The sequence below is a fragment of the Pseudomonas sp. DF5 genome (assembly GCF_058148225.1).
Genome location: NZ_JBYVYM010000029.1, coordinates 42,171 through 66,250, shown reverse-complemented (window position 1 = coordinate 66,250; position 24,080 = coordinate 42,171). Strand labels below are relative to the sequence as shown.

Annotated in this window: 20 protein-coding genes; 19 read left to right on the top strand and 1 reads right to left on the bottom strand. The window is 59.0% G+C overall.

What is annotated here, in order from left to right; genetic code table 11:
- The first annotated feature begins 118 nt into the window (after window positions 1-118).
- The 19 genes from AC30D7_RS23675 to AC30D7_RS23585 all read left to right on the top strand — a co-directional run bounded on the left by AC30D7_RS23675 (window position 119) and on the right by AC30D7_RS23585 (window position 22,767).
- Complete coding sequence (locus AC30D7_RS23675; protein ID WP_204123351.1) at window positions 119-715, top strand: paraquat-inducible protein A; 597 nt, start codon at window positions 119-121, stop codon at window positions 713-715.
- Window positions 712-1,380, top strand: coding sequence for a paraquat-inducible protein A (locus tag AC30D7_RS23670; RefSeq protein WP_490135699.1), 669 nt, complete (start codon window positions 712-714; stop codon window positions 1,378-1,380). Before AC30D7_RS23675 ends, AC30D7_RS23670 begins: the two co-directional genes overlap by 4 nt.
- Window positions 1,361-3,016 (top strand): PqiB family protein, encoded by a 1,656-nt coding sequence (locus AC30D7_RS23665; RefSeq protein ID WP_490135698.1) that lies wholly within the window; start codon window positions 1,361-1,363, stop codon window positions 3,014-3,016. Before AC30D7_RS23670 ends, AC30D7_RS23665 begins: the two co-directional genes overlap by 20 nt.
- 16 nt (window positions 3,017-3,032) lie before the next feature.
- Entirely contained in the window at window positions 3,033-3,587 is a 555-nt protein-coding gene (locus AC30D7_RS23660; RefSeq protein ID WP_490135697.1) for a PqiC family protein, read from the top strand.
- Window positions 3,588-3,907: 320 nt separating this feature from the next.
- Entirely contained in the window at window positions 3,908-4,588 is a 681-nt protein-coding gene (gene pmrG / locus AC30D7_RS23655; RefSeq protein ID WP_490135696.1) for a lipopolysaccharide core heptose(II)-phosphate phosphatase PmrG, read from the top strand.
- 187 nt (window positions 4,589-4,775) lie between these two features.
- Window positions 4,776-6,497 (top strand): lipid IV(A) 4-amino-4-deoxy-L-arabinosyltransferase, encoded by a 1,722-nt coding sequence (gene arnT / locus AC30D7_RS23650; RefSeq protein ID WP_490135695.1) that lies wholly within the window; start codon window positions 4,776-4,778, stop codon window positions 6,495-6,497.
- 27 nt (window positions 6,498-6,524) lie between these two features.
- Complete coding sequence (locus AC30D7_RS23645) at window positions 6,525-8,054, top strand: ArnT family glycosyltransferase (RefSeq protein WP_490135694.1); 1,530 nt, start codon at window positions 6,525-6,527, stop codon at window positions 8,052-8,054.
- Window positions 8,055-8,254: 200 nt separating this feature from the next.
- Complete coding sequence (locus AC30D7_RS23640) at window positions 8,255-9,271, top strand: iron ABC transporter substrate-binding protein (RefSeq protein WP_490135693.1); 1,017 nt, start codon at window positions 8,255-8,257, stop codon at window positions 9,269-9,271.
- Between the two features lie 3 nt (window positions 9,272-9,274).
- The gene (locus tag AC30D7_RS23635) at window positions 9,275-10,873 is read left to right on the top strand and encodes an ABC transporter permease (RefSeq protein ID WP_490135723.1); all 1,599 of its coding nucleotides are present in this window, start codon (window positions 9,275-9,277) and stop codon (window positions 10,871-10,873) included.
- The gene (locus AC30D7_RS23630) at window positions 10,870-11,940 is read left to right on the top strand and encodes an ABC transporter ATP-binding protein (RefSeq protein WP_490135692.1); all 1,071 of its coding nucleotides are present in this window, start codon (window positions 10,870-10,872) and stop codon (window positions 11,938-11,940) included. Before AC30D7_RS23635 ends, AC30D7_RS23630 begins: the two co-directional genes overlap by 4 nt.
- 413 nt (window positions 11,941-12,353) lie before the next feature.
- Window positions 12,354-13,502 (top strand): UDP-4-amino-4-deoxy-L-arabinose aminotransferase, encoded by a 1,149-nt coding sequence (arnB, locus tag AC30D7_RS23625; RefSeq protein ID WP_490135691.1) that lies wholly within the window; start codon window positions 12,354-12,356, stop codon window positions 13,500-13,502.
- Window positions 13,499-14,518 carry an undecaprenyl-phosphate 4-deoxy-4-formamido-L-arabinose transferase gene (gene arnC / locus AC30D7_RS23620; protein ID WP_490135690.1) on the top strand — a complete coding sequence of 340 codons (1,020 nt, stop codon included), beginning with the start codon at window positions 13,499-13,501 and terminating at the stop codon, window positions 14,516-14,518. Before arnB ends, arnC begins: the two co-directional genes overlap by 4 nt.
- Complete coding sequence (gene arnA, locus AC30D7_RS23615) at window positions 14,515-16,509, top strand: bifunctional UDP-4-amino-4-deoxy-L-arabinose formyltransferase/UDP-glucuronic acid oxidase ArnA (protein ID WP_490135689.1); 1,995 nt, start codon at window positions 14,515-14,517, stop codon at window positions 16,507-16,509. The genes arnC and arnA overlap by 4 nt, the downstream gene beginning before the upstream one ends.
- Window positions 16,509-17,393, top strand: a complete 885-nt coding sequence (arnD, locus tag AC30D7_RS23610; protein ID WP_490135688.1) for a 4-deoxy-4-formamido-L-arabinose-phosphoundecaprenol deformylase — start codon at window positions 16,509-16,511, stop codon at window positions 17,391-17,393. The genes arnA and arnD overlap by 1 nt, the downstream gene beginning before the upstream one ends.
- On the top strand, window positions 17,390-19,045 hold the full coding sequence (gene arnT, locus AC30D7_RS23605) for a lipid IV(A) 4-amino-4-deoxy-L-arabinosyltransferase (protein ID WP_490135687.1): 1,656 nt from the start codon (window positions 17,390-17,392) through the stop codon (window positions 19,043-19,045). Before arnD ends, arnT (AC30D7_RS23605) begins: the two co-directional genes overlap by 4 nt.
- Window positions 19,042-19,386, top strand: a complete 345-nt coding sequence (gene arnE, locus AC30D7_RS23600; RefSeq protein WP_490135686.1) for a 4-amino-4-deoxy-L-arabinose-phosphoundecaprenol flippase subunit ArnE — start codon at window positions 19,042-19,044, stop codon at window positions 19,384-19,386. The genes arnT (AC30D7_RS23605) and arnE overlap by 4 nt, the downstream gene beginning before the upstream one ends.
- Window positions 19,383-19,796, top strand: a complete 414-nt coding sequence (gene arnF / locus AC30D7_RS23595) for a 4-amino-4-deoxy-L-arabinose-phosphoundecaprenol flippase subunit ArnF (protein WP_490135685.1) — start codon at window positions 19,383-19,385, stop codon at window positions 19,794-19,796. The genes arnE and arnF overlap by 4 nt, the downstream gene beginning before the upstream one ends.
- Window positions 19,793-21,172 carry a UDP-glucose dehydrogenase family protein gene (locus tag AC30D7_RS23590; protein WP_490135684.1) on the top strand — a complete coding sequence of 460 codons (1,380 nt, stop codon included), beginning with the start codon at window positions 19,793-19,795 and terminating at the stop codon, window positions 21,170-21,172. Before arnF ends, AC30D7_RS23590 begins: the two co-directional genes overlap by 4 nt.
- The gene (locus AC30D7_RS23585) at window positions 21,145-22,767 is read left to right on the top strand and encodes an ArnT family glycosyltransferase (RefSeq protein WP_490135683.1); all 1,623 of its coding nucleotides are present in this window, start codon (window positions 21,145-21,147) and stop codon (window positions 22,765-22,767) included. The genes AC30D7_RS23590 and AC30D7_RS23585 overlap by 28 nt, the downstream gene beginning before the upstream one ends.
- A gap of 142 nt (window positions 22,768-22,909) precedes the next feature.
- Here the strand turns inward: AC30D7_RS23585 and AC30D7_RS23580 are convergent, their stop codons facing one another.
- The gene (locus AC30D7_RS23580; protein WP_490135682.1) at window positions 22,910-23,875 is read right to left on the bottom strand and encodes a LysR family transcriptional regulator; all 966 of its coding nucleotides are present in this window, start codon (window positions 23,873-23,875) and stop codon (window positions 22,910-22,912) included.
- Window positions 23,876-24,080 lie beyond the last annotated feature (205 nt).

The following is a 24,080-nucleotide window of genomic DNA, read 5'->3' as shown; positions in this document are numbered from 1 at the left end:
GCGTGGGAATGATCGTCCTTCTCCTTCCTCCTGATCAGCCATTTAATTTGCTCAATCGCAAGTCACTTCTATATTGAGGGAGTGCTCTGACTTTTCTGCCTCCCGGCGAGTGCTGCCCATGGCGACGACTGCTTCATTGATCATCTGCGAGCACTGCGACTGCGTGTATGAAAAAGTCACGCTCGCCAAACATCAAAAGGCCCTGTGCACCCGTTGCGGTGGTGTGCTTGCGCGTTACAACGGCTTGTCGGTGCAGCAGCGTCTGGCGCTGAGTTTCACGGCAGCCGTGCTGTGGACTTTCTCGAATTTCTATCCGGTCATGACCATCAGCCTCAAGGGCATGAAGAACAGCGCGACGCTGTGGGATTCGGTGGTGGCGCTGAGCCAGGGGCCGATCACTTTCATTGCGCTGGTGGCGGCGATTTCCATCATCATCGCGCCGATGTTCCAACTGCTCCTGTTGATCTGGGTATTGAGCTTCGCCCTCACCTCCCGACGTTCACCAGGCTTCAAGCTGTGCATGCGCTGGCTGGAAACCCTCAGGCCCTGGAGCATGCTGGAAGTCTGCTTGCTGGGAGCCATGGTCGCGGTGTTCAAGCTCGCCGGGTTGCTGGATGTGCTGCCGGGTATCGGCATGTTTGCCCTGGCGGTCCTCAGCCTGTTGCTGATCCGCATCGCCGGGCGCGATGTACGTGATCTGTGGGACACCCTATGAACAGGCCACCGCTCGCCAGCGAACTCAACCTGTGCCTGTGCCACAGTTGTGGCATGGCCTGCGACATGACCGAGCAACCTCACGAATGCGAACGCTGCGGTGCGCCGTTGCATGCCCGCAAACCTGACTCACTGACCCGGACATGGGCCTATCTGCTGGCCTCACTGGTGTTTTATATCCCGGCCAATCTGCTGCCGGTAATGAACACCAGTCTGTTCGGCAACGGCTCCGACAGCACGATCATGAGCGGTGTGCTGGAGTTCTGGGCACACGGTGCGTGGGACATTGCGCTGATCATTTTCATTGCCAGCATCGCGGTGCCGGGCATCAAGTTCGTTGCTCTCTCCCTGCTGCTGATCACGGTGCAACGCGGCAGCTTCTGGGCGCGCAAGGAACGCTCGAAGCTTTACCGTTTCGTCGAGCTGATCGGTTACTGGTCGATGCTCGACGTAATTGTCGTCGCGCTGGTGGCCGCATTGGTGAAATTCCAGGCCCTGGGCGATATCGAACCGCGCCCGGGCATTCTGTTCTTTGGTCTGGTGGTGGTGTTCACCATGCTGTCGGCGATGAGTTTCGACCCGCGGCTGATCTGGGATAACGAGCGGGATAGAGCGCTGCAAAACCCACAAGATGAGGAGCCCATGGATGAAGTCCCAAGCCACTGACGGTCCGCAAGCCCCTGGCCAGGCCGCGATCAAGACTCGTCGCTTCAGCGTTTCGCTGGTATGGATCGTGCCGATCGTAGCGGTGTTGGTGGGGATTTCCCTGGTGGTGCACAGCTGGCTGCAGGAAGGCCCGAGCATCACCATCACGTTCAAGACCGGTAGCGGCCTCGTGGCCAACAAGACCGAGGTCAAATACCGCAACGTGGTCATCGGCCACGTCTCGGAGGTGAAACTGAGCGGCGACCAGAAACGCGTCGACGCCACGATCCAGCTCGACAAACAGGCTGAAAGCTTCACCCGGGAAGACTCGCAGTTCTGGGTCGTGCGGCCACGAATCGGTGCCGGCGGTGTCTCGGGCATCGATACCCTGCTGTCCGGCGATTACATTGGCGCTGACATCGGCCAGGCCAATGCCCGCTCCAAACACTTTACCGGACTGGAAAACCCTCCGCCCATTACCTATGGCGAGCCGGGCAAACGCTTCATGTTGCACACTCAGGACCTCGGCTCGCTGGACATCGGCTCCCCGGTCTACTACCGCAAGATCCCGGTCGGGCAAGTGGTGGCGTATGCACTGGATGCCGATGGCAAAGGGGTGAACATCGAAATCTTCGTGCATTCACCCAATGACGCCTTCGTCACCGAGAACACCCGGTTCTGGAACGCCAGCGGTATTGATGTGAATGTCGGCGCCAACGGTTTTTCGGTGAAGACCGAATCCCTGTCGGCCTTGTTGGTCGGCGGCGTCGCCTTTCGCGCGCCGGAATACAGTCCCAACGATCAAGTGGCCATCGAGGATAAAGCCTTCGACCTGTTCGAGGATGAGCACACCGCCCTCGCCCCGCCCAACGGCAAGGCGCAGTTCCTGAGCTTGCGTTTCGATCAGGCGTTGCGCGGGCTCAAGGTTGATGCACCGGTGGAGTTTCTTGGTGTGGAGATCGGCCGGGTGGTGGCAGTCAATCTGGACTTCGACGCGAAAAAACGCAGCTTTCCAGTCAATGTCGGCATCGTGATCTACCCGCAACGTCTTGGTAAGGCTCACATCAAAATGCTCGAGGCCTTGAAGCATGACCCCAATGACGAATCTGCAACCGTGCGCCTGCTAGGCTCCTTCATCGAAAACGGCCTGCGAGCTCAGGCCCGTAGCGGCAATCTGTTGACCGGTCAGCTTTACATTGCGCTCGACTTCTATCCCAAGGCGGAGAAAGTCGCGTTCGATCCGGCTGCCCGTCCCATCTCTATTCCAACCATTCCCGGCAGCCTTGAGCAGTTGCAGGAAAAACTGGAAAGCATGGTCAACAAAATCAACCAGCTGCCTATCGAACGCATAGCCGGCAACCTCGACAGCAACCTTGTCGAGCTGCGCAAAAGCCTCTCACAGTTCAACGCCAAGACCCTGCCCGGCGTGCAGACCACCCTGTCGGACGTCAGCAAGACCTTGCAGTCGGCCAGTTCGACCCTCGCCGAAGATTCGCCGCAAAGGGAACAACTGAGCCAGACCCTGGACGAACTTGGACGCATGTCGCGCTCGTTGCGTGAACTCTCGGACTACATGGGTCGCCATCCGGAATCGCTGATTCGCGGCCGCCCCGACAATGCCGCGCCGATGGATCTGCAAGGGCCACCGCGCAACTGACCACAGGAGCTATACCATGGCTTTTTCGCTGAAGATCACGCTGGTCACTGCGTTGTTGTTGCTCGCCGCTTGCCGCAGTGAACCGATTCAATTCCACACCCTGACCCCGACTCAACCAGGCGGTGCAAGCAGCGGCTCGGACATCCAGATCGAAAGCATCACGGTGCCGCCTCAGGTCGACCGTCCACAGATCGTCATTCGTCAAGGCAACGCCGGCCTGGCAATCCTCGAAACGCAATGGTGGGGCGCGAGCCTGTCGGATGAATTGCGCAGCGCCCTGGTCGATCAACTGGTCAACAGTAACCCCCGGCGCAAAGTGTCGTTGCGACTGGAAGTTCAGCGTTTCGATTCGATACCCGGTCAGTACGCATTGATCGATGTCAAATGGCGTCTGCGCACTTTCGGCGAAGGCGATGCGGCATCGGTCACCTGCCGCAGCACCTTGCAGACACCGTCCGGCGCGAGCATCGATGAGTTGGTGGTGGCTCATCAAAACAATGTGAAGCGCTTGGCTGCCACCATCAGCCAGGCCACCACCGGTACATCGAAAAGCTGTCCGCCAGCCAAATAACAGTCATCAGGCGCCTTCCAGCTCAAGGGTGAAACGACAACCGCTGGGCTGGAGGCTATCGAGTTCCACCCGCCAATTCTGATGGGTACAAATCCGCTGGATCAGTGAAAAACCCAGCCCCGGGCCTTGCCGTTAACAAGACAAGCGCTGCAACAACCAACTAAATAAGTATTGAAATCTTTCTACGCAAAATTTTCACATTCCTTTCACCACTCCGACACCTGCCTTGAACTAGTGTCTTTCCATCGCCCTTCAAGCGTTGTTACGCAGGGTTGTATTTGAAAGTTGTTCTCTATTGCGTACCGACGGGTAAACAAAACGTGGTTAATCATCTATCGCGCAAACTGCCAACAGCACGAATCATTACATCGCGGCTCGGTAAACTGGTCGCGGCAGCCGCCGCTCTGGTTATCGCTGCACTCGTCACCGGGTTTGTCTTGTGGCCCAGATCTCCGGTCAATCTGGCGACCGCCGGGTCCGACGCGACCAACAGCCTGATCGATCGTTGGCAAGCCGGTGAAGTGGTGGTACTGGTTCGCCATACGGAACGCTGCGACCAGTCCAGCAATCCGTGCCTTGGCCCCGCCGACGGCATTACCCGAGTCGGCAGTGACGCCGCCACAACAGTGGGCCAAGGCTTTATGCAGTTGGGCATGACCCAGACCGACGTGCTGAGCAGCCCGGCCACCCGCACGGCGCAAACCTCGCGTTACATGTTCGGCAAAGACGCGATGACCCAGGAATGGCTGGTCAGCTGCGGCAAAACCTTGCGTAACGATGTGGTGGCGCACAAGCAAGCCCATCGAAACCTGGTGTTGGTCACGCACAGCGGTTGCATCAGTGATTTCGAAGCCCAGACCGGTTTCGAGCACGCGACGACCAGTAAGTATGGCAGTGCCTTGTTCGTGCGTATTACCAGCGATGGGCAACCTCAGGTGCTCGGCATCGTGAATGCCACTGACTGGCAGACGCTGTTGCGCGGCAAAGCCTTGAAACAATAATCGCGGCAAAAAAAGTCGAAGCCGAGAAAGCGTTTTTGCTCGGGCAGACTATAACTAGTCCGTAACCCTTAGATGGCTGACGCAACTTCTGTAGTTCATATCGCTATTGTGTTGCTTTATGTAAGAAGTTCCGCTAGTACACGCGTGCACCTAGCGGAACAACATCCTTCTGCGCCAAGGTCGAGTCATGACGTCCAATAACTTGTTGCCCCACCCCGACGGCTCTTTATTGCGTGGCACCGCGCGTGCGCTGCCCATCACCGAACGCTGGATCGTGCCCGGCTTGCTGCTGGCGTACGTGGTTTTCTACCTGCTGCCGCTAGTCACCCATGGTCTATGGATTCCCGATGAAACCCGTTATGGCCAGATCAGTCAGGAAATGTTGCTGAGCGGTAACTGGGTGTCCCCGCACTTCATGGGTATCCGCTACTTCGAAAAACCCATCGCCGGTTACTGGATGATCGCCATCAGTCAAGCGGTGTTTGGCGACAACCTGTTTGGTGTGCGTATCGCTTCGGCACTGAGCACCGGGTTGAGCGTCTGGCTGACGTACCTGATTGCCCGCCGATTCTGGAATGACCCGCGTAAAAGCTTCATCTGCACCTTGCTCTACATGAGCTTCGGCCTGATCGCCGGGCAAGCCGGATACGCCAACCTCGATCCGCAATTCACGCTCTGGGTGAACTTGAGCCTGGTCGCACTGTGGTTTGCCATCGATAGTCATTCTTCCCGCGGCAAACTCGGCGCCTGGGCGCTGTTGGGTTTTGCCTGTGGCATGGGTTTCATGACCAAGGGGTTTCTCGCCTGGTTGTTGCCGGTGTTGATCGCCCTGCCCTACATGATCTGGCAGCGACGCTTGGGAGAGTTGTTGCGCTACGGGCCGCTGGCGATGGTCGTGGCGACGGTGGTCTGCCTGCCGTGGGTGCTTGCCATTCATCATCAGGAACCGGACTTCTGGCGGTTTTTCTTCTGGCACGAACACATCCGCCGTTTCGCTGGCGAAGATGCGCAACACGCGCGGCCGTGGTGGTTCTATTTGCCGCTGCTGGTCGCCTCAAGCCTGCCGTGGGCTGCCTTGTTGCCAACGACATTCGTCCAGGCGTGGCAGCAAAAGCGCCAGCCCGTGATCGGTTTCCTGTTGCTCTGGATGTTGTTGCCGCTGGCATTCTTCAGCCTCAGTAGCGGCAAACTGCCGACCTACATCATGCCGTGTCTGTTGCCTCTGGCGTTGCTGATGGGACACGCAGTGATGGAGCTGTTGGATCAAGGGCGAGGCCGGATCATTCGCATCAACGGCGTGCTCAACGTCGTTATCGCCACCTGCGCCCTGATTGCCCTGCTTTATCTGCAAGCCACCAAAGAAGTCTACGAAAACACCGAAATGTTCGCCCTGTCCCTGGCGTTCATCGTATTGCTCGGCTGGATCATCGCCAATTCCCTGCAGGTCATGCGACCGCTGGTGCTCTGGGCCATGCCGGCATTCGGTATCTGGCTGCTGGTTGCGTTGTTGCCGGCAGCGATGCCGGCACAGATCGTCAATAGCCAAATGCCTGACCAGTTCATCGCCGAGCATCTGGAGGCCTTGAGTCAGACGACATCGTTGCTTAGCAACGATCTGGGCGCGGCTTCAGCCTTGTCGTGGCGCCTGAAGCGGCCTCAGGTCGATCTGTTCAACACAGTCGGCGAGCTGAAATATGGCCTCGACGATCCCGCCATGGCGTCACGTAAAGTCACCCTGGACAACGTCGGGCAATGGATGACCGAGGCCCGCAAAAAAGGCGCGGTCGGCGTGGTGATGCGGGTTAACAGTGTCGCGGAAATGCAGGAGGTCGAGATGTTGCCCATCGATGGCAAACGCTATCAGCGCGGCCACCTGGAGATTCTGATATTCCCGCAGAGCCACCCCTGAGGCCGTTCTTCCTACAGGAAACCCGCCATGAACCTTCGGGCTAGTGACAGGGGCGCATTGGCGCTCCTGCTCGGCGCGTCTGCGCTGATTTTGTTGTTGGGCCTGGGTTCGCGGGAGTTGTGGGGGCCTGAAACCCGCTGGGCCAACATCGCGTTGCAAATGCTGCAGAGTGGTGACTATTTCGATCCCTACCTCAAGGGCGGGCCGTATTACGACAAACCGCTGCCCTCCTACTGGCTGATCACGGCCACGGCCTGGTTGACCGGCGGTTTGGGACACTGGTCATTACGCTTGTCTTCGGTGGTAGCTGCCTGGCTGAGCGTCTGGCTGGTGTACTTGATCGGCGAACAGCTGATGCGCAAAGGCACCGGGTTGATCGCCGGCTGGATGCTGGCGACCACCTTCTATTTCGTGTTCTGGGCACGGGTCGCCACCGCCGACATCCTCACTGTCTGCGGTGTGCTGGCGGCGGTCTGGTGGTATTGGCGCGGGCCGCAAGACACGCGCTTCAGCCGTTACCTGGTGTTTTTCCTGCTGCTGTCCCTGACTTCGTTGTTCAAAGGCCTGATCGGCTTCATTCTGCCGGGCTTGCTGTTGTTGCCGCACGTGGTGCAGGAAGGTCGCTGGAAACACCACCTCAATCTGCGGCTGTGCGCAGCCCTGGTCATCGCCGGGGCGTTTTACATGACGCCCTTCCTGTTGTCGCAACTCTACGGCGCGCCAACTTATGGCGAAAGCGGCCTGGGTCTGGTGCTGCGGGAAAACGTCGTGCGTTTTTTCCAGCCCTTCGACCATATCGGACCGATCTACACCTACCTGCTTTACCTCCCGATCTACACCCTGCCATGGGCGCCTTGCTGGTTGCTGGCGTTGTGGTATGCGCTGCGCCACTGGCGCAGCGTCGAGCCCAATACGCGCTGGCTGGTTTGGGGGTTGGGTCTGTTGATGCTGTTTTTCACCGCCAGCGGCAGTCGACGCAGTTACTACGTGTTGCCCCTGGTGCCCTTCGCCCAGTTGCTGGGCGCCTGGTGGATCACCCGGCGAATGGCCGAACGCAACGCCACAGACAGGTTCGGTAGTCGCCGATTGAAAATCGGTTTCGGCCTGACCGCTGTGTTGTTGATGGCGATACTCGGTGTGTTCTATCCCTGGACCAACGGCGGTGGCGGCGTGGTTCAGTTCGGTGAGACGGTCAGGCTTGAGGCCAGCAAACGCGCACCGCTCAATACATGGCGCATGGTGATGATCGAGGTGGACAACAAAGTGCCGATGTACCTGCAAACCGGCGGCGCCCCCTTCTATTACGTGCAGCAAACCCAGGACTTTCCTCGCACCGGCGATACCGCCGCGCTGATGACCTGGCTGGACAACACCAGCGGCCAGCACTGGAACCCGCAACGCACCATCGTTATCACCCAGTACCGCAACGGTGATGCGGTACCGCTGGACTACCTGAGTGCCGACCATCAGGTCATCACGACCGCGCCCACTAACGGCGAGCGCCTATTCCACGGCCGTGAAGACCAGAGTGTGGCGTATATTCCCCGGGGCGAATAAATGTCAGCGCACGCTTTTTACCCACTACGGCGTCGGTTCGGGTTTACGTCGACAGTGAAATGACATGTATTTACGATTTTTTTGACGTTTTTTTCTCATTTAGCGCTCTACATTCGCGGCGACTTAAACATGCAAATGATTCGCATTGTTCCGCTATCGAATCTGCACGTGTTGACTAAAAAACAGGAGCCGTCGACAGAATGATTTCCCGCATCCCTTCGTTCCTTAAAAACGCATTGCTGACCACTGCGTTCCTTAGTGCTGGTCACGTGTATGCCGCTGCGCAGACGGAGGGTATCGTGGTCTACAACGCTCAACACGAAAGCCTGACCAAATCCTGGATCGAAGGCTTCACCAAGGAAACCGGCATCAAAGTGACCGTGCGCAATGGCGACGACACCGAGATGGGCAATCAGATCGTGCAAGAAGGTGCAGCCTCCCCGGCCGATGTGTTCCTGACCGAAAACTCCCCGGCGATGGTGCTGGTCGACAATGCGGGGCTGTTTGCTCCGGTTGCGCCGAGCACGCTGGAGCAAGTGGGCGCGGCCTATCGTCCGGCGCATGGCAAATGGGTAGGGATTGCCGCACGCTCCACGGTGTTCGTCTACAACCCGAGCAAGCTGGCCGAAGCGGACTTGCCAAAATCGCTGATGGACCTCGCCGCACCGAACTGGAAAGGCCGCTGGGCCGCATCGCCCGCCGGTGCCGACTTCCAGGCTATCGTCGCTGCCGTACTGGAACTCAAGGGTGAAGCTGCCACTCTCGATTGGTTGAAAGCCATGAAAACCAACTTCACCGCCTACCGGGGCAACAGCGCCGTGCTCAAGGCTGTCAATGCCGGGCAGATCGACAGCGGCGTGATCTATCACTATTACAGCTTCGTCGATCAGTCCAAGACCGGCGAGAACAGCAAGAACACTTCGCTGAAGTACTTCAAACACAAGGATCCAGGGGCCTTTGTCAGTCTGTCCGGTGGCGGCGTCCTGGCCTCCAGTCAACACAAGGAACAGGCCCAGGCATTCCTGAAATGGATTACCGGCAAAGACGGCCAGGCGATCCTCAAGACCGGCAACTCGTTTGAATACGCCGTGGGCAAGGACGCAGAGTCCAATCCGAAACTGGTGCCGCTGCAGCAACTCGACGCCCCGACTGTCGATGTCTCGAAACTCGACAGCAAAAAAGCGGTTGAGCTGATGACCCAGGCCGGGTTGCTCTAATTGCTGCCTGAAACTCTACCGGCAGAGGTCGCTGCGGCGTCCTCTGTAAACTTGCGCACACGCTCTCGCGGCGTCTTCGCAGGGCGCGGCGGCGCCTGGGTGATTAGTCTGTCGGTGCTGGTGTCGTTACTGGCGTTACTGCCGATTGCTTTCGTCATCGGCGTATCGGTGCAAACCGGCTGGGTGACGCTTGTGACGCTGGTATGGCGCCCACGCGTCGGCGAGTTGCTGATCAACACCGTGCTGCTGGTGTTATTCACCATTCCCTTGTGCATCGCACTAGGGCTGGCGCTGGCCTGGTTGACGGAACGCACCAACTTGCCGGGGCGGCGCTGGTGGTCGCTGCTGGCGACGGCGCCGCTGGCGGTGCCGGCATTCGTGCACAGCTATGCGTGGGTCAGTCTGGTGCCACCGATTCATGGGCTGTTTGCCGGCGTTCTGGTGTCGGTCATCGCCTATTTCCCGTTTCTTTACCTGCCGATAGCGGCGACTTTGCGCCGGCTCGATCCGGCCATCGAAGATGTCTCCGAATCGTTGGGACTCAAGCCCTGGGCGGTGTTCTTTCGCGTGGTGCTGCCGCAATTGCGCCTGGCCATCTGCGGCGGTGCCTTGCTGGTGGGGCTGCACCTGCTGGCCGAGTATGGCCTGTACGCGATGATTCGCTTCGACACCTTCACCACGGCGATCTTCGATCAGTTCAAGTCCACCTTCAACGGGCCTGCCGCCAATATGCTGGCCGGCGTCCTCGCGCTCTGCTGCCTGGCCATGCTGACGGCCGAGTCGGCTGCTCGCGGCACGGCGCGCTACGCCCGGGTCGGGTCGGGAAGCGCGCGCGAACAAAGGACCGTGCGCTTGAATGGGCGCACCACCCTGCTCGCGCTCACGCTGCAAGGCATGACCTGCGTGCTGGCACTCGGTGTGCCGTTGATCACCCTTGGCAAGTGGCTGATCGCCGGTGGCACGCAAGTCTGGAACCTGGGCGAATTGTTGCCGGCGCTGGAGCAGACGCTGATGCTCGGGGCCGCCGGCGCGCTCATTACCACATGCGCGGCCATCCCGATCGCCTGGCTGTCGATTCGCTCACCGGGCCCGTTGCAACGTGTGCTGGAAAGCTGCAACTACATTACCAGCGCGTTGCCGGGGATTGTCGTTGCGCTGGCATTGGTGACCCTGACGATTCATTTTGCCCGGCCGATTTACCAGACCACCATCACGGTACTGCTAGCGTATTTACTGATGTTTTTGCCCCGCGCCCTGGTGAGTTTGCGCGCGGGCATCGCCCAGGCGCCGGTGGAGCTGGAAAACATGGCGCGCAGCCTCGGCCGGTCGCCCGGTCGGGCATTGTGGCTGATTACTCTGCGTCTGGCCGCACCCGGTGCCGCCGCTGGTGCTGCGCTGGTGTTTCTGGCAGTCACCAACGAGTTGACCGCTACCCTGCTGCTCGCCCCCAATGGCACGCGCACCCTGGCTACCGGTTTCTGGGCAATGACCAGTGAAATCGACTATGCCGCCGCTGCGCCCTATGCCTTGCTCATGATTCTGCTGTCGCTTCCGTTAACCGGACTTCTTTACCACCAATCCAAACGCACGGCTGGCCGATGAACGCTCTTGAACTCCACTCGATCTGCAAGTCCTACGGTTCTCAGCGAGCCCTGGAGAACATCAGCCTGTCGGTGCCGACGGGAAGCCGTACGGTTATCGTCGGCCCGTCCGGTTCGGGCAAGACCACCTTGCTGCGAATGATCGCCGGTTTCGAATTTCCGGACTCTGGCAGCCTTGCGCTCAATGGTCAGATGCTGGTCGACGGCACCCGCGAGGTTCCCGCGCATCAACGCTTGATCGGCTATGTTCCGCAGGATGGTGCACTGTTCCCGCACATGACCGTAGCCGCCAACATCGGTTTCGGGCTTGCGGCCAAAGGCGTGGCCAGACAGGAACGCATCGCCGAGTTGATGGACAGCGTGGCACTGGATTCGAACATGGCCAATCGTTGGCCGCATGAACTCTCCGGCGGCCAGCAACAGCGTGTCGCGCTGGCCCGGGCCCTGGCGCAACAACCACGGCTGATGTTGCTGGACGAGCCGTTCTCGGCGCTCGATACCGGTTTGCGCGCCGCCATGCGCAAATTGGTCGCACGGCTTCTGGCTGACGCCGGCGTCACGACCATTCTGGTGACACACGACCAAAGTGAAGCGTTGTCATTCGCCGATCAGTTGGCGGTGATGCGTCAGGGCCGGCTAGTACAATCCGGACATCCGCTGGACCTTTACCGCTATCCTGCCGATGAACAAACCGCCCTGTTTCTGGGGGATGCCGTGGTCATGCCGGCCAGAATTGAAGCGGGTTGGGCCCACTGTGATCTGGGTCGTATTCCAGTCAACAACCACAGAAACAACAAATCAGCGCAAATCATGCTGCGCCCCGAGCAACTCCAGCTGATCAGCGCGCCCCTCGGCCTCGCGCATTCGGACGGCTGTCGTGGAGTGGTCACCGAATGCGATTTCGGTGGTAATACCTGCACGTTGACCGTTGAATTGCAGACGTTGAGCGCTGATGAGCGTCCGGGGCGTTCATTACTGGTGCGCAGTTCCGGCATGCACGCGCCACCCGCTGGCAGCGAAGTTCATGTGTCGACCATCGGCCATGCTCATGTACTGAGCGAACCTTAAGCTTATGACTCGGTAATGGGCGAGAAACGAAATCGCCCTGAATATAACAATTCAAAAAAACAACTAAGCAGTGCAGTGCAAGTCCATCAAGGCGGACACTTCTGTACGCCTTTCCCCACAAAAAATGCGATGAGCCGGTAGAAGCCTGAACAGTGCCTGTATGGGCTTGAAATAAAACGAATCACCTACCGGTTTTTCATGTTCCTTTCACAAAATCGCGCTTACCCTCAACGGACCGGAGATGGCGTCTTGATGGCGTCCAATCCGCCGGGCATGACAAGTAAAGTCAACCGATGTAATTTGTCACAAATTACTGGCAACTGCTTGATGCCGCTTTTGTTTTAGCGTCTACGCTGATGTTGGATCCAACATTCAAGCCTGATAGTCTAATTTTTTTCAGTTCCGAGGTGCCCATGAGTCAGGCGTTTCTCCCCTTCTCTCGCCCGAGTATCGGCGACGAAGAAATTGCTGCGGTAGAGCAAGTACTGCGCTCTGGCTGGATCACTACCGGGCCGAAAAACCAGCAACTGGAAGAACACTTCGCCAACTATGTCGGCTGCCGGCATGCCGTCGCATTGTCCTCGGCCACCGGTGGCATGCACATTACTTTGTTGGCCTTGGGTATCGGTCCCGGTGACGAAGTCATTACACCGTCGCAGACCTGGGTGTCGACCGCCAACATGATCTGCCTGCTCGGTGCGACGCCGGTTTTCGTCGACGTTGACCGCGACACATTGATGTGTGACGTGGCGAGCATCGAAGCGGCGATCACGCCTCGCACCAAGGCAATCATTCCGGTGCATTACGCCGGCGCGGCATTCGACCTCGATCCGCTCTACGCTCTGGCCGACAAACATGGTATCCCCGTCATCGAAGACGCGGCTCACGCGGCGGGCACTTTCTATAAAGGTCGGCATGTCGGCGCCCAAGGCACCGCGATCTTCTCGTTCCACGCGATCAAGAACATGACCTGCGCCGAGGGCGCGATGTTCGTCAGCGACGATGAAGCCCTGGCCAATCGGGTACGCATGCTCAAGTTTCATGGCCTGGGCGTCGACGCCTACGACCGCCTCACCCACGGCCGCAAGCCCCAGGCCCAGGTGATCGAACCCGGCTTCAAGTACAACCTGGCCGACATCAATGCCGCCATCGCCCTGGTACAGCTGGAACGCCTGGACGCGATCAATGCCAAGCGCACGGAGCTGGCGCAGACCTACCTGCAACGCCTCGAAGGTCTCCCTGTAGAACCGCTGGCCATTCCGTCGCATGCACAACAACACGCCTGGCACCTGTTCATCCTGCGCATCGACGCTGAACGTTGCGGCCTGGACCGCGAGGCGTTCATGAAAGCGTTGCAGGAACAGAACATCGGAACCGGTATTCACTTCATCGCAACCCACCTGCACACTTACTATCGCCAGCGGTTCCCCAACATCTACCTGCCCAACACTGAATGGAACTCAGCGCGGCTGTGTTCGATCCCGTTGTTCCCCGACATGACCACCGATGATGTCGATCGTGTCGTCGGCGCCATTGAAAAAACACTGGATGCAAGCCTGTGAAACCTTATCCGATCCGTTGTGTATCAATCGTCATCCCAGTCTATAACGAGGAAGACAGTCTGCCCGAGTTGCTCAGGCGAACCGAAGCAGCGTGCCAGCAACTGCACCATGACTACGAAATTGTATTGGTCGATGACGGCAGCCGCGACAACTCGGCGCAAATCCTCGAGGAAGCTGCCTGTCGTGATCACAGCCCGGTGGTGGCGGTCATTCTCAACCGCAACTACGGCCAGCATGCGGCAATCATGGCCGGGTTCGAACAGTGCAAGGGCGATGTGGTGATCACCCTCGATGCCGACCTGCAAAATCCGCCGGAAGAAATCCCGCGGCTGGTGGCTCAGGCCGAACTGGGCTATGACGTAGTCGCCACGGTACGCAACAACCGTCAGGACTCGGCCTTGCGTCGCTGGCCGTCGAAGCTCATCAATCTCGCCGTTCAGCGTTCCACTGGCGTTGCCATGACCGATTACGGCTGCATGCTGCGTGCCTACCGCCGGACCATCGTCGACGCCATGCTCGCCTGTCGCGAACGCAGCACTTTCATCCCGATCCTGGCCAACAGCTTCGCCCGGCACACCACGGAAATTCTGGTGACCCACGCCGAACGCGAACATGGCGAATCCAAGTACAGCCCGATGCGCCTGATCAATCTGATGTTCGATCTGATCACCTGCATGACGACCACGCCCCTGCGATTACTGAGCATCGTCGGCTTCGGCATGGCTGGCCTGGGCGTGCTGTTCGCCATCGCGCTGATTGTGCTGCGCATGGTTTTCGGCGCTGGCTGGGCGGGCGGCGGTACGTTCGTCCTGTTTGCCGTGCTATTCGTTTTCACCGGTGGGCAATTCATCGGCATGGGCCTGTTGGGCGAGTACCTGGGCCGCATGTACAGCGACGTCCGGGCACGTCCACGGTTCTTCATCGAAAAGGTTTTACGTAGCACCCCCTCTGCTCCTGTCCCCGTTGTCACCGTTGACGGTCTCACTTCCACTTCTTCAGATCAGGTTCTCTCATGAGTGCAAAAGCTGTTGTCTTCGCGTATCACGATATTGGCTGCGCCGGCATTGAAACGTTGCTTGCCAGCGGTTTCGAGATTGCAGCGGTGTTCACCCATCCCGACGACCCGAAGGAAAATGCATTCTATGGCTCGGTTGCGCAACTGTGCGCCCGCCAAGGCATCCCGGTGCACGCCCCGGAAGACGCCAACCACCCGCTGTGGATCGAGCGCATCAGCAAGCTCAACCCCGATTACCTGTTTTCGTTCTACTACCGCAATCTGCTGAGCGAACCCCTGTTGGCGACAGCCAGCAAAGGCGCCTTCAACCTGCATGGTTCGTTGCTGCCTCGTTACCGTGGGCGCGCACCGGCCAACTGGGTACTGGTCAACGGTGAAACCGAAACCGGCGTGACCCTGCACCGCATGGTCAAACGTGCCGATGCCGGCGCCATCATCACCCAACAACGGGTGGCAATCGAGCGCACCGACACGGCGCTGACCCTGCACGGAAAATTGCGCCAGGCCGCCAGCGAGCTGCTGCGCGACACCCTGCCAGCTCTGCTTCAAGGCAAAATCAGCGAAACCCCGCAGGACGAATCCAAAGCCACAGTGTTTGGTCGTCGCACCCCGGCGGACGGCAAACTGGTCTGGAGCAAGCCGGCCGAAGAATTGTTCAATCTGGTCCGCGCCGTGACCCAGCCTTACCCGGGTGCTTTCTGCGCCGTGGGCGAGCACAAGTTGATTGTCTGGAGCGCGGACGTCGTCAAGGGCAACGAAGGCCAGGCACCTGGCCGGGTCATCAGCGTCGATCCGCTGCGAATTGCCTGTGGCGAAGACTCGCTGGTGATCAACGCCGGCCAGCGCAACGAAAATGGCCTTTACCTGAGCGGCCCACAACTGGCCAACGAGCTGGGTCTGGTCGATGGCTCCGTGCTGCGTGGCGCCGAATCGGGCCGTGCACCGCGTCGCACCCGAGTGCTGATCCTCGGCGTCAACGGCTTTATCGGTAATCACCTGTCCGAGCGCCTGCTGCGTGACGAGCGTTATGAAGTGTACGGCCTGGACATCGGCTCGGATGCCATCGAGCGCCTGCGCAGTCATCCGCGTTTCCACTTCGTCGAAGGCGATATCAGCATCCACTCGGAATGGATCGAATACCACATCAAGAAATGCGACGTGGTTCTGCCGCTGGTGGCGATCGCCACGCCGATCGAATACACCCGCAATCCACTGCGTGTGTTCGAGCTGGATTTCGAAGAGAACCTGAAACTGGTTCGCTACTGCGTCAAATACAACAAGCGCGTGATCTTCCCGTCGACCTCCGAAGTCTATGGCATGTGCCAGGACGCCAATTTCGACGAAGACAGCTCCAACCTGGTGGTTGGGCCGATCAACAAGCAGCGCTGGATCTACTCGATCTCCAAGCAGCTGCTTGACCGAGTGATCTGGGCCTATGGCCAGAAAGGCTTGAACTTCACCCTGTTCCGCCCTTTCAACTGGATGGGACCACGCCTGGACCGTCTGGACTCGGCACGCATCGGCAGTTCCCGGGCCATCACCCAGCTGATCCTGAACCTGGTGGAAGGCACGCCGATCCGCCTGTTCGACGGTGGCGAGCAAAAACGCTGCTTCACCGACATCGCCGATGGCGTCGAAGCCCTGGCGCGGATCATCGACAACGACAACGATGTCTGCAACGGCCAGATCATCAACATCGGCAACCCGGACAACGAAGCCAGCATTCGTCAGTTGGGCGAAGAACTGCTGCGTCAGTTCGAGGCTCACCCGTTGCGCGATAACTTCCCGCCATTCGCCGGTTTCCGCGATATCGAAAGCAAGGCCTTCTACGGCACTGGCTATCAAGACGTGTCTCACCGCAAACCGAGCATCGCCAACGCCAAGCGTCTGCTTGACTGGGCACCGACCGTGGAGATGAAGGAAACCATCGGCAACACGCTGGACTTCTTCCTGCGCGAGGCCATGCTCGAAATCGCGGACAAAAAACGTTGATGCAGGCAGGCCTTCGAATCGATGTCGACACCTACCGAGGCACCCGTGAAGGGGTGCCGCGGTTACTCGAAATGCTCGATGAAGCACAGGTCAAGGCGACGTTTTTCTTCAGCGTCGGGCCAGACAACATGGGGCGCCACTTGTGGCGCCTTATCCGTCCGCAGTTTCTCTGGAAGATGCTTCGTTCCAACGCTGCCGGCCTGTATGGCTGGGATATTTTGTTGGCCGGCACTGCGTGGCCGGGCAAACCGATCGGTCGCGACCTCGGGCACTTGATGCGTCAGGCCCAGGCGGCCGGGCATGAAGTCGGCCTTCACGCCTGGGATCACCACGGCTGGCAGGCTAATGCCGGACGCTGGAGCCAGGCGCAATTGATCGAGCAAATCCGCCGTGGCGTCGACAGCCTCAGTGACATCCTTGGGCAAAAGGTCGAATGCTCGGCGTCCGCCGGTTGGCGGGCGGACGAGCGTGTGATCGAGGCCAAGCAAGGTTTCGGCTTTCGCTACAACAGCGATTGTCGAGGCCAGAGCCTGTTCCAGCCGATGCTGGCCGATGGTAGTCTGGGCGCACCGCAAATTCCGGTGGACCTGCCGACCTTCGACGAGGTGGTCGGTCCGACCATTGCAGCCAAAGACTTCAACACTTTTATTCTCGAGCGGTTCTCCCCGCAAAAACTCAATGTCTACACTATTCATGCCGAAGTAGAAGGGATTCTGATGGCCAACGATTTTCGCCAGCTACTGGCCGATGCTCGCCAACGTGATATTCATTTCCAACCCTTGGGCAAGTTGCTCCCCGAAACCCCTGTCATCTTGCCCAAGGGCCGGGTTGTACGCGGCACCCTTGAAGGGCGTGAAGGATGGCTAGGGGTCCAGGGCGCATGAGCAAACCTTGGACATTGCCGTTGTTACTGGGTGTTCTGTTGCTGGCGTACTTGTTGCCGCTGGGCTCTCACGGCTTATGGATTCCCGATGAAACCCGATATGCCCAGATCAGCCAGGACATGCTCCTGAGCGGTAACTGGGTGTCGCCGCACTTCTTGAGCCTGCGTTACTTCGAAAAGCCCATCGCGGGCTACTGGATGATCGCCATTGGCCAGGCGCTGTTTGGCGATAACCTGTTTGGTGTGCGCATTGCCTCGGTGCTGAGCACCGGGCTGAGCATGTTGCTGTGTTATCTGATCGCTCATCGGCTGTGGAACGAGCCGCGCAAGAGTTTTGCCTGCGCGTTGTTGTACATGAGCTTTACGATCGTTGCCGGGCAAGCCGGCTACGCCAACCTCGATCCGCAATTCACCTTCTGGGTCAATCTAAGCCTGGTGGCTTTGTGGTTTGCGCTGGATAGCGACAGCCGTGGCCAGCGTCTGCTCGGCTGGACGGTGCTGGGGCTGGCTTGTGGCATGGGTTTCATGACCAAGGGCTTCCTCGCCTGGGCGCTGCCGGTGTTGATCGCCCTGCCCTGGGTGCTCTGGCAGAAACGCTGGCGGGAATTGCTGACTTACGGCCCGGTGGCGATTGCCGTGGCCATTGCGGTGAGTCTGCCGTGGGCCTTGGCGGTGCACGCGCAGGAACCCGATTACTGGCGGTTCTTCTTCTGGCACGAACACATTCGCCGCTTCGCCGGGGATGACGCTCAACACGATGCGCCATGGTGGTTCTACCTGCCGCTGCTGGTTGCGTTCAGTCTGCCATGGGCGGCGTTGCTGCCGTCGGCGCTGAAACAGGCCTGGCAGACCCGGCGTCAGTCCAACATCGCTTTCCTGCTGCTGTGGTTGCTGATGCCCTTGCTGTTTTTCAGCCTGAGCAACGGCAAGCTGCCGACCTACATCATGCCCTGCCTGCTGCCTCTGGCGTTGCTGCTGGGCAATGCCCTGGCGGACCGACTGAAGCTGGAGCAGGGCCGGGTACTGGGGATCAATGGCCTGCTGAACATGACGCTGGGCCTGGTCGTCCTGATCGCACTGGTCTACCTGCAACTGAAAAAACCGCTGTACACCCACGAACTGCACAACCTGGTATTGGTGTTCATCGGGCTGATCGGCTGGATCATGGCCAACCTGTTGCAGGCCTTCCGTCCCTTGCAATGCTGGGCGGCACCGGCCTTCGGCAGTTTGCTGCTGATCGGCGTGCTGCCGGCCGGCATGCCGGATTCGGTGGTGGCGAACAAGATGCCCGACCAGTTCATCCTCCAGCACGCCCCGGAACTGGCGCAAACCGACAAGCTGTTGAGCAACGACCTGGGCGCTGCCTCGGCCCTGGCCTGGCGCTTGAAGCGCCCTGAGGTAGCGTTGTACAACACGATTGGCGAATTGAAATATGGCCTCGCCTACCCTGATCCCGATGCAATGCAGCAGCGGGTCGATCTCGAGCACGTGCAGCAGTGGATGCGCGAAGCGCGCCAGAGTGGTTCGGTCGGTGTTGTAATGCGAGTCAAAGGGGATGATGAACTGCAAGAAATCGAACTGCTGCCCAAGGATGGCAAACGTTACGAACAAGGCAATCTGGTGATTCTGATCTTCCCTCAGGATGCGTCATGAGTCTGTTGCTGCTACTGGCTGCGTGCCTGCTGACCTGCCTGGGCCAGATCGCCCAGAAGTACGCCGTGGAAAGCTGGCGCGGCAAGGCCTCTGGCTGGGGCGAAAAACTGCGCTCGCCGTGGCTGTGGCTGGCGCTCGCCTCCCTGGGGCTGGGTTTGCTGGTCTGGCTGCTGGTGTTGCAGCGCCTCGAAGTCGGTATCGCCTATCCCATGCTCAGCCTGAATTTCGTGCTGATTACACTGGTCGCCCGTTTCGTCTTTCACGAAGTCATCGACCGCCGTCACTGGCTGGGCGTGGCGCTGGTGATTGGTGGCGTGGCGCTGCTGGGGCAACACGCATGAGCCTGCGTCGCGGAATCGCCTTCGCCATGGGCAGCGTGGTGCTGGGCACCGCTGCGCAGCTGGGCATGCGCTGGAGCATGACTCGCTTGCCGCATCCCGAACAATGGTTGGCGGCCTTGAGCAGCGGCAGCGTCGATGTGTCCGCGGTGATTGTCGTGCTGGCCGCCATCCTCGCCTATGCCGTGTCGATGCTCACCTGGCTCGCCGCCCTGCGGGATGTGCCCCTGGGTCGTGCCTATTCGCTGCTGAGCATCAGCTACGCGCTGGTGTATGTGCTGGCCGCCAGCCTGCCGCTGTTCAACGAATCCTTCAGTCTTTCAAAAACCCTGGGAGTGGCGCTGGTCATCCTCGGTGTTATCACTATTAATTCTCGACCTGCTCGCGCGCCCGAACTTAGGAGTGCATCATGAAAATCAGTGTATTTGGTAGCGGTTACGTTGGTCTGGTGCAAGCCGCCGTCCTGGCCGAAGTCGGCCACGATGTAGTGTGTATGGACATTGACGAGAAAAAAGTTGCGTTGCTGCAACAAGGCCACGTCAGCATCTTCGAGCCGGGGCTGGCCAGCCTGGTGCGTGAAAGCCTGGACGCCAAGCGGCTGCAGTTCACCTCGGACGAAAAATTCGCGGTGCAACATGGCCAGGTGCTGTTCATCGCCGTCGGCACGCCGTCCCGGGAGGATGGTTCGGCGGATCTGCAATACGTGTTGTCCGTGGGCGAAGCAGTGGCGCGCCATCGTGAACAGCCGGTGATTCTGGTGGAAAAATCCACGGTGCCGGTGGGCACCGGCGATACGCTGCGCGCTCATATCGACGAGTACCTGCTCAAGGCCGGCCGTCAGTTGCAGTTCGATATCGTTTCCAACCCGGAGTTTTTGAAAGAAGGTTCGGCCGTGGCCGATTGCCGCCGTCCGGACCGCATCATCATCGGCTGTGAAGGCGATGAAGTGCGCGAGGTGATGCGCGACCTGTATGCACCGTTCAACCGCAACCATGACCGCGTCATGTTCATGGACCTGCGCAGCGCCGAGCTGACCAAATACGCCGCCAACTGCATGCTGGCGACCAAAATCAGCTTCATCAACCAGATCGCCGAACTGGCCGAACACCTGGGTGCCGATATCGAATCGGTACGGCTGGGCATCGGTGCCGATTCGCGCATCGGTTACCACTTCATCTATCCCGGCTGCGGTTACGGCGGCTCGTGTTTCCCCAAGGACATGCGCGCTCTGATCCACAGTGCCGAAGAAGCCCATTGCAACAGCGACCTGCTGCAAGCTGTGGAGGCCATCAACGAGCGGCAGAAACACAAACTGTTCGAACGCATCAACGCGTTCTACAAGGGTGATTTGCGCGACAAGACCTTCGCCGTTTGGGGCCTGGCCTTCAAGCCCAACACCGATGACATGCGCGATGCGCCGAGCCGGGTGCTACTGGAGTCGCTGTGGGCTGCGGGGGCCAATGTACGGGCGTTCGACCCGGAAGCCATGCAGGAAACCCAACAGCTTTATCCTGACGAACCGAAGCTGATGCTCATGGGCACGCCGGAATCAGTCCTTGCGGGCGCCGACGCGTTGATCATCTGCACCGAATGGCAGCAGTTCAAGGCGCCGGACTTCGACCTGATCCAGCAACGCCTGAATGCACCGGTGATTTTCGACGGACGTAACCTGTACGACGCCGAGCGCCTGGCCCGCAGCGGCTTCCTGTATTTCCCGATGGGCCGAGGTGAATCCCGCAAATTGCCGATTCCCCTTCAACAATGGCCAGCGGCCTCAGTCGTCGCGTGAGTACGGTATCACCCGGCATTCGTCGGCAGTCCTTAGGGTTCGGGCTGCTGACGTTCATGCTGTTCATCGCGGGGGTCTATCAGCAAACAGCAATCGGTTTCGATTCGCGGTTCGTGCTGTTCGCCCAGGAGATGCTGCGCCACGGGCCGTCGTTTTTCCCGACCACCTATGGCCAGCCCTATGCCGATTACTCGGCGCTGTCTACGGTGTTTATCTGGCTGTTGTCCCTGCCGTTCGGTCAGGTCAATAGCCTCACCGCGTGGTTGCCGACTGCCATCGGCGCTGCGGTGATCGTCACGTTGATGTACCGGTTGGTCGCGCCCTGCTCCACACGCTGGGCGCTGCTGAGCATCGCGTTGATGTTGCTCACCAGTACATTTGTCACTGAAACCCGTGCCGTGTCCCAGGACCTGATGCTGGCGGCTGTCGCCTTTTCGGTGTTCTACCTTGGGTACGCCGCCGATCATTTCGCGATGCCCCGTCGGTGGCCGCTGATTTTTGTGCTGCTGCTGTTGGGCTTCGGGATTCGCGGGCCGATCGGGCTGGTGATCCCCACCGGTATGCTGTGCAGCTACTACCTGCTCAATCGCCATTGGTCACGGTTGTTCGGTTTTGGCCTGTTGGCGGCGGTGTTGTTGGTGGTGTGCGTCGGCGCGCTGCTGTGGCTGGCCGAAGCCAGTGGTGGAACGGCCTTCATGCATGACGTGGTGCGCATGCAGTTCATGGGGCGCATGGACGGCAGTGAAGGCGTCAGTGGTTCGCTGTATTACTTCACCGCTTCGTTTGGCAACTATGCGCTCGCTTATCCATTGGCACTGCTGGTATTGGCCGCGGTCTGGCTGACGAATCCACGGCAGGCAGGTCCGGCATTGCGCTTGTTGCAATACTGCACGGCGGCCGGGTTGATTGTGATGATTGGCTTATCGATTCCCCAGGCGAAAAAGGCCCGTTACCTGCTGCCGATGTTGCCCATGGCAGCGATCATCGCGGCATACCCGTTTCAGGTGGCGCAGGGTCGAGTGTTCGGCTGGTTGCGGGGTCTGATGCAGGGGCTGTGGTTGGTGATACCGGGAGTGTTGATTGTCGCATTGCTGATCATTCAGCGGCGTCTGCCAGCACAACCTCCTGCCTTTGTGCCGGTATTGATCGTGCTTGCGGCTCTGCAAGTCATCACGCTGGCGGCTTGGTTTCGCGCTCGCTGGCGAGCCGAGGTGCTGGCCTGTTGCGCAGTCCTCGCGCTGTGGTCGGTTTATATCCTGGTATATGAACCGGTCGAACGTCAGCTTTACGATACGCAAGCCTTCAGCCGAGCCACGTTCACAGAGATTCAAAAAGCTCCGGCGCCGTTGGTGCTGCACGGCATGGGCAAAGACGCCAAGGCGATCAAGTTCATGGTCAATATCGAGCAGGACTTTCAACCGGTGTTCACCGAATCGATTCAGGAGCTGGAAGCCCTCTCGGGGCCGGCCTGGCTGATGATGGACCGAAACGACTACAACGCCTTGCAAGGCACTCCGCTGGGTGCCCAGCCACCGGTATTGAGCGGACGTTTCGATAAAAACGATTTCGTATTGCTGCACACGCCTCCCTTGTAGGAACTGCCGCAGGTTGCGATCTTTTGATGGTTTCGATGTTGCTGAAGAGCAAGATCAAAGATCGCAGCCTGCAGTAGCTCCTGCGTATCCATGTATTGTCCGTTAGTTACTGTTAACCACACTTGAACGCCTGCGTTTGAGGTTAAACCGGCGCCTTCAAATCCACCCCCAGCGCCTGGGCAAATGCCTTCACCAACGGACTGCGCACAGTGTTGTGACGCAGGATCAGGTTGAACGGCGTGACGATGTTGATCAGGTCCGGACGTACCGCCCGAAACTGTCCCTGAGCCACCAGGTTTGCCGCGTAATGCTCGGGCAGAAAACCGACGAAACGGCCCGTCTTGACCAGCAGCGCCACGGCTTCCACTTGAGTCGCCGAGGCGGAAAAGCTGTCGTAGCGGGCAAAATTCAGTTTGTCCCGATGGATTGCGTAACGGTGGTTGATGCACTCGTAATCCTGCAGCACATTGCCGCCCATATCCGCCTCCGGCACCGAGAACAGTGGATGACCGACGGCGCAATACACGTACGAGCGCTCTTCATAAAGCGGGAAGTAATCGAACTCTTCTCTTTTCTGATAAACCGGCACGATTCCAGCCACTAACCGCCCCTCAACTACGCCTCTTTCCACTTCATCCAACTGCGACGCCTGAAGTTGAAATCTTACTTTCGGCGACTCTTCATTTATTCTTCTAAGCGCCGCAACTAACGGAGAATTGGAGTCCGTGATTGTATTGTCAATGACGCCCACCCCAAGGTCGCCAATAAGTTCATTCTGCGCCGAACTAAGCCGATCACGAAAGTTATCGACCGAGGTAAATAAGTCGATCGACGCCTGATACACCAGACGCCCTTCTTCGGTCAGGTGAAACCCTTCCCGTCCCCGGGTACACAGGCGCATGCCGATACGAATCTCAAGGTCGGAGATCTGCTTGCTGATGGCCGCCAGGCCCACATTCAGCTCATTCTGCGCCGCACTGAAACCGCCAGCCTCGACCACCGCCTTGAATACTTTGAGCAGTTTGAAGTCCAGACCGCTGAGGGCCAGCGGTGCCCTTTGCAGCGTTTTTGGCGGCGGGTTTCCGGAATTGGAAAGTGGGGTTTCCATAATGCTTATTTACCTCTGGTGCCCTATTCAACAATCTGTGTCCAACAACAAAAACAGTGCCGACTAATAATAATGAACACAGAAAACAAGGCTTGGCAACCGTTAATAAATCCCGCCGATCAGTGCCAACTCACTGATTTCGAACTATTAAAATCTGACACTTCGATCAGCTCTCGCCCTTTAGCAACTGCCCTCTTGAACACTG

Coding starts and splice junctions, on each gene's coding strand:
- AC30D7_RS23630 (WP_490135692.1), top strand. CDS start 10,870: ATGAACGCTCTTGAACTCCACTCGATCTGCAAGTCCTACGGTTCTCAG.
- AC30D7_RS23580 (WP_490135682.1), bottom strand. CDS start 23,875: ATGGAAACCCCACTTTCCAATTCCGGAAACCCGCCGCCAAAAACGCTG.
- arnT (WP_490135687.1), top strand. CDS start 17,390: ATGAGCAAACCTTGGACATTGCCGTTGTTACTGGGTGTTCTGTTGCTG.
- arnA (WP_490135689.1), top strand. CDS start 14,515: ATGAGTGCAAAAGCTGTTGTCTTCGCGTATCACGATATTGGCTGCGCC.
- AC30D7_RS23665 (WP_490135698.1), top strand. CDS start 1,361: ATGAAGTCCCAAGCCACTGACGGTCCGCAAGCCCCTGGCCAGGCCGCG.
- arnF (WP_490135685.1), top strand. CDS start 19,383: ATGAGCCTGCGTCGCGGAATCGCCTTCGCCATGGGCAGCGTGGTGCTG.
- AC30D7_RS23590 (WP_490135684.1), top strand. CDS start 19,793: ATGAAAATCAGTGTATTTGGTAGCGGTTACGTTGGTCTGGTGCAAGCC.
- arnE (WP_490135686.1), top strand. CDS start 19,042: ATGAGTCTGTTGCTGCTACTGGCTGCGTGCCTGCTGACCTGCCTGGGC.
- arnT (WP_490135695.1), top strand. CDS start 4,776: ATGACGTCCAATAACTTGTTGCCCCACCCCGACGGCTCTTTATTGCGT.
- AC30D7_RS23585 (WP_490135683.1), top strand. CDS start 21,145: ATGGCCAGCGGCCTCAGTCGTCGCGTGAGTACGGTATCACCCGGCATT.
- arnD (WP_490135688.1), top strand. CDS start 16,509: ATGCAGGCAGGCCTTCGAATCGATGTCGACACCTACCGAGGCACCCGT.
- AC30D7_RS23670 (WP_490135699.1), top strand. CDS start 712: ATGAACAGGCCACCGCTCGCCAGCGAACTCAACCTGTGCCTGTGCCAC.
- AC30D7_RS23660 (WP_490135697.1), top strand. CDS start 3,033: ATGGCTTTTTCGCTGAAGATCACGCTGGTCACTGCGTTGTTGTTGCTC.
- AC30D7_RS23645 (WP_490135694.1), top strand. CDS start 6,525: ATGAACCTTCGGGCTAGTGACAGGGGCGCATTGGCGCTCCTGCTCGGC.
- arnB (WP_490135691.1), top strand. CDS start 12,354: ATGAGTCAGGCGTTTCTCCCCTTCTCTCGCCCGAGTATCGGCGACGAA.
- AC30D7_RS23640 (WP_490135693.1), top strand. CDS start 8,255: ATGATTTCCCGCATCCCTTCGTTCCTTAAAAACGCATTGCTGACCACT.
- AC30D7_RS23675 (WP_204123351.1), top strand. CDS start 119: ATGGCGACGACTGCTTCATTGATCATCTGCGAGCACTGCGACTGCGTG.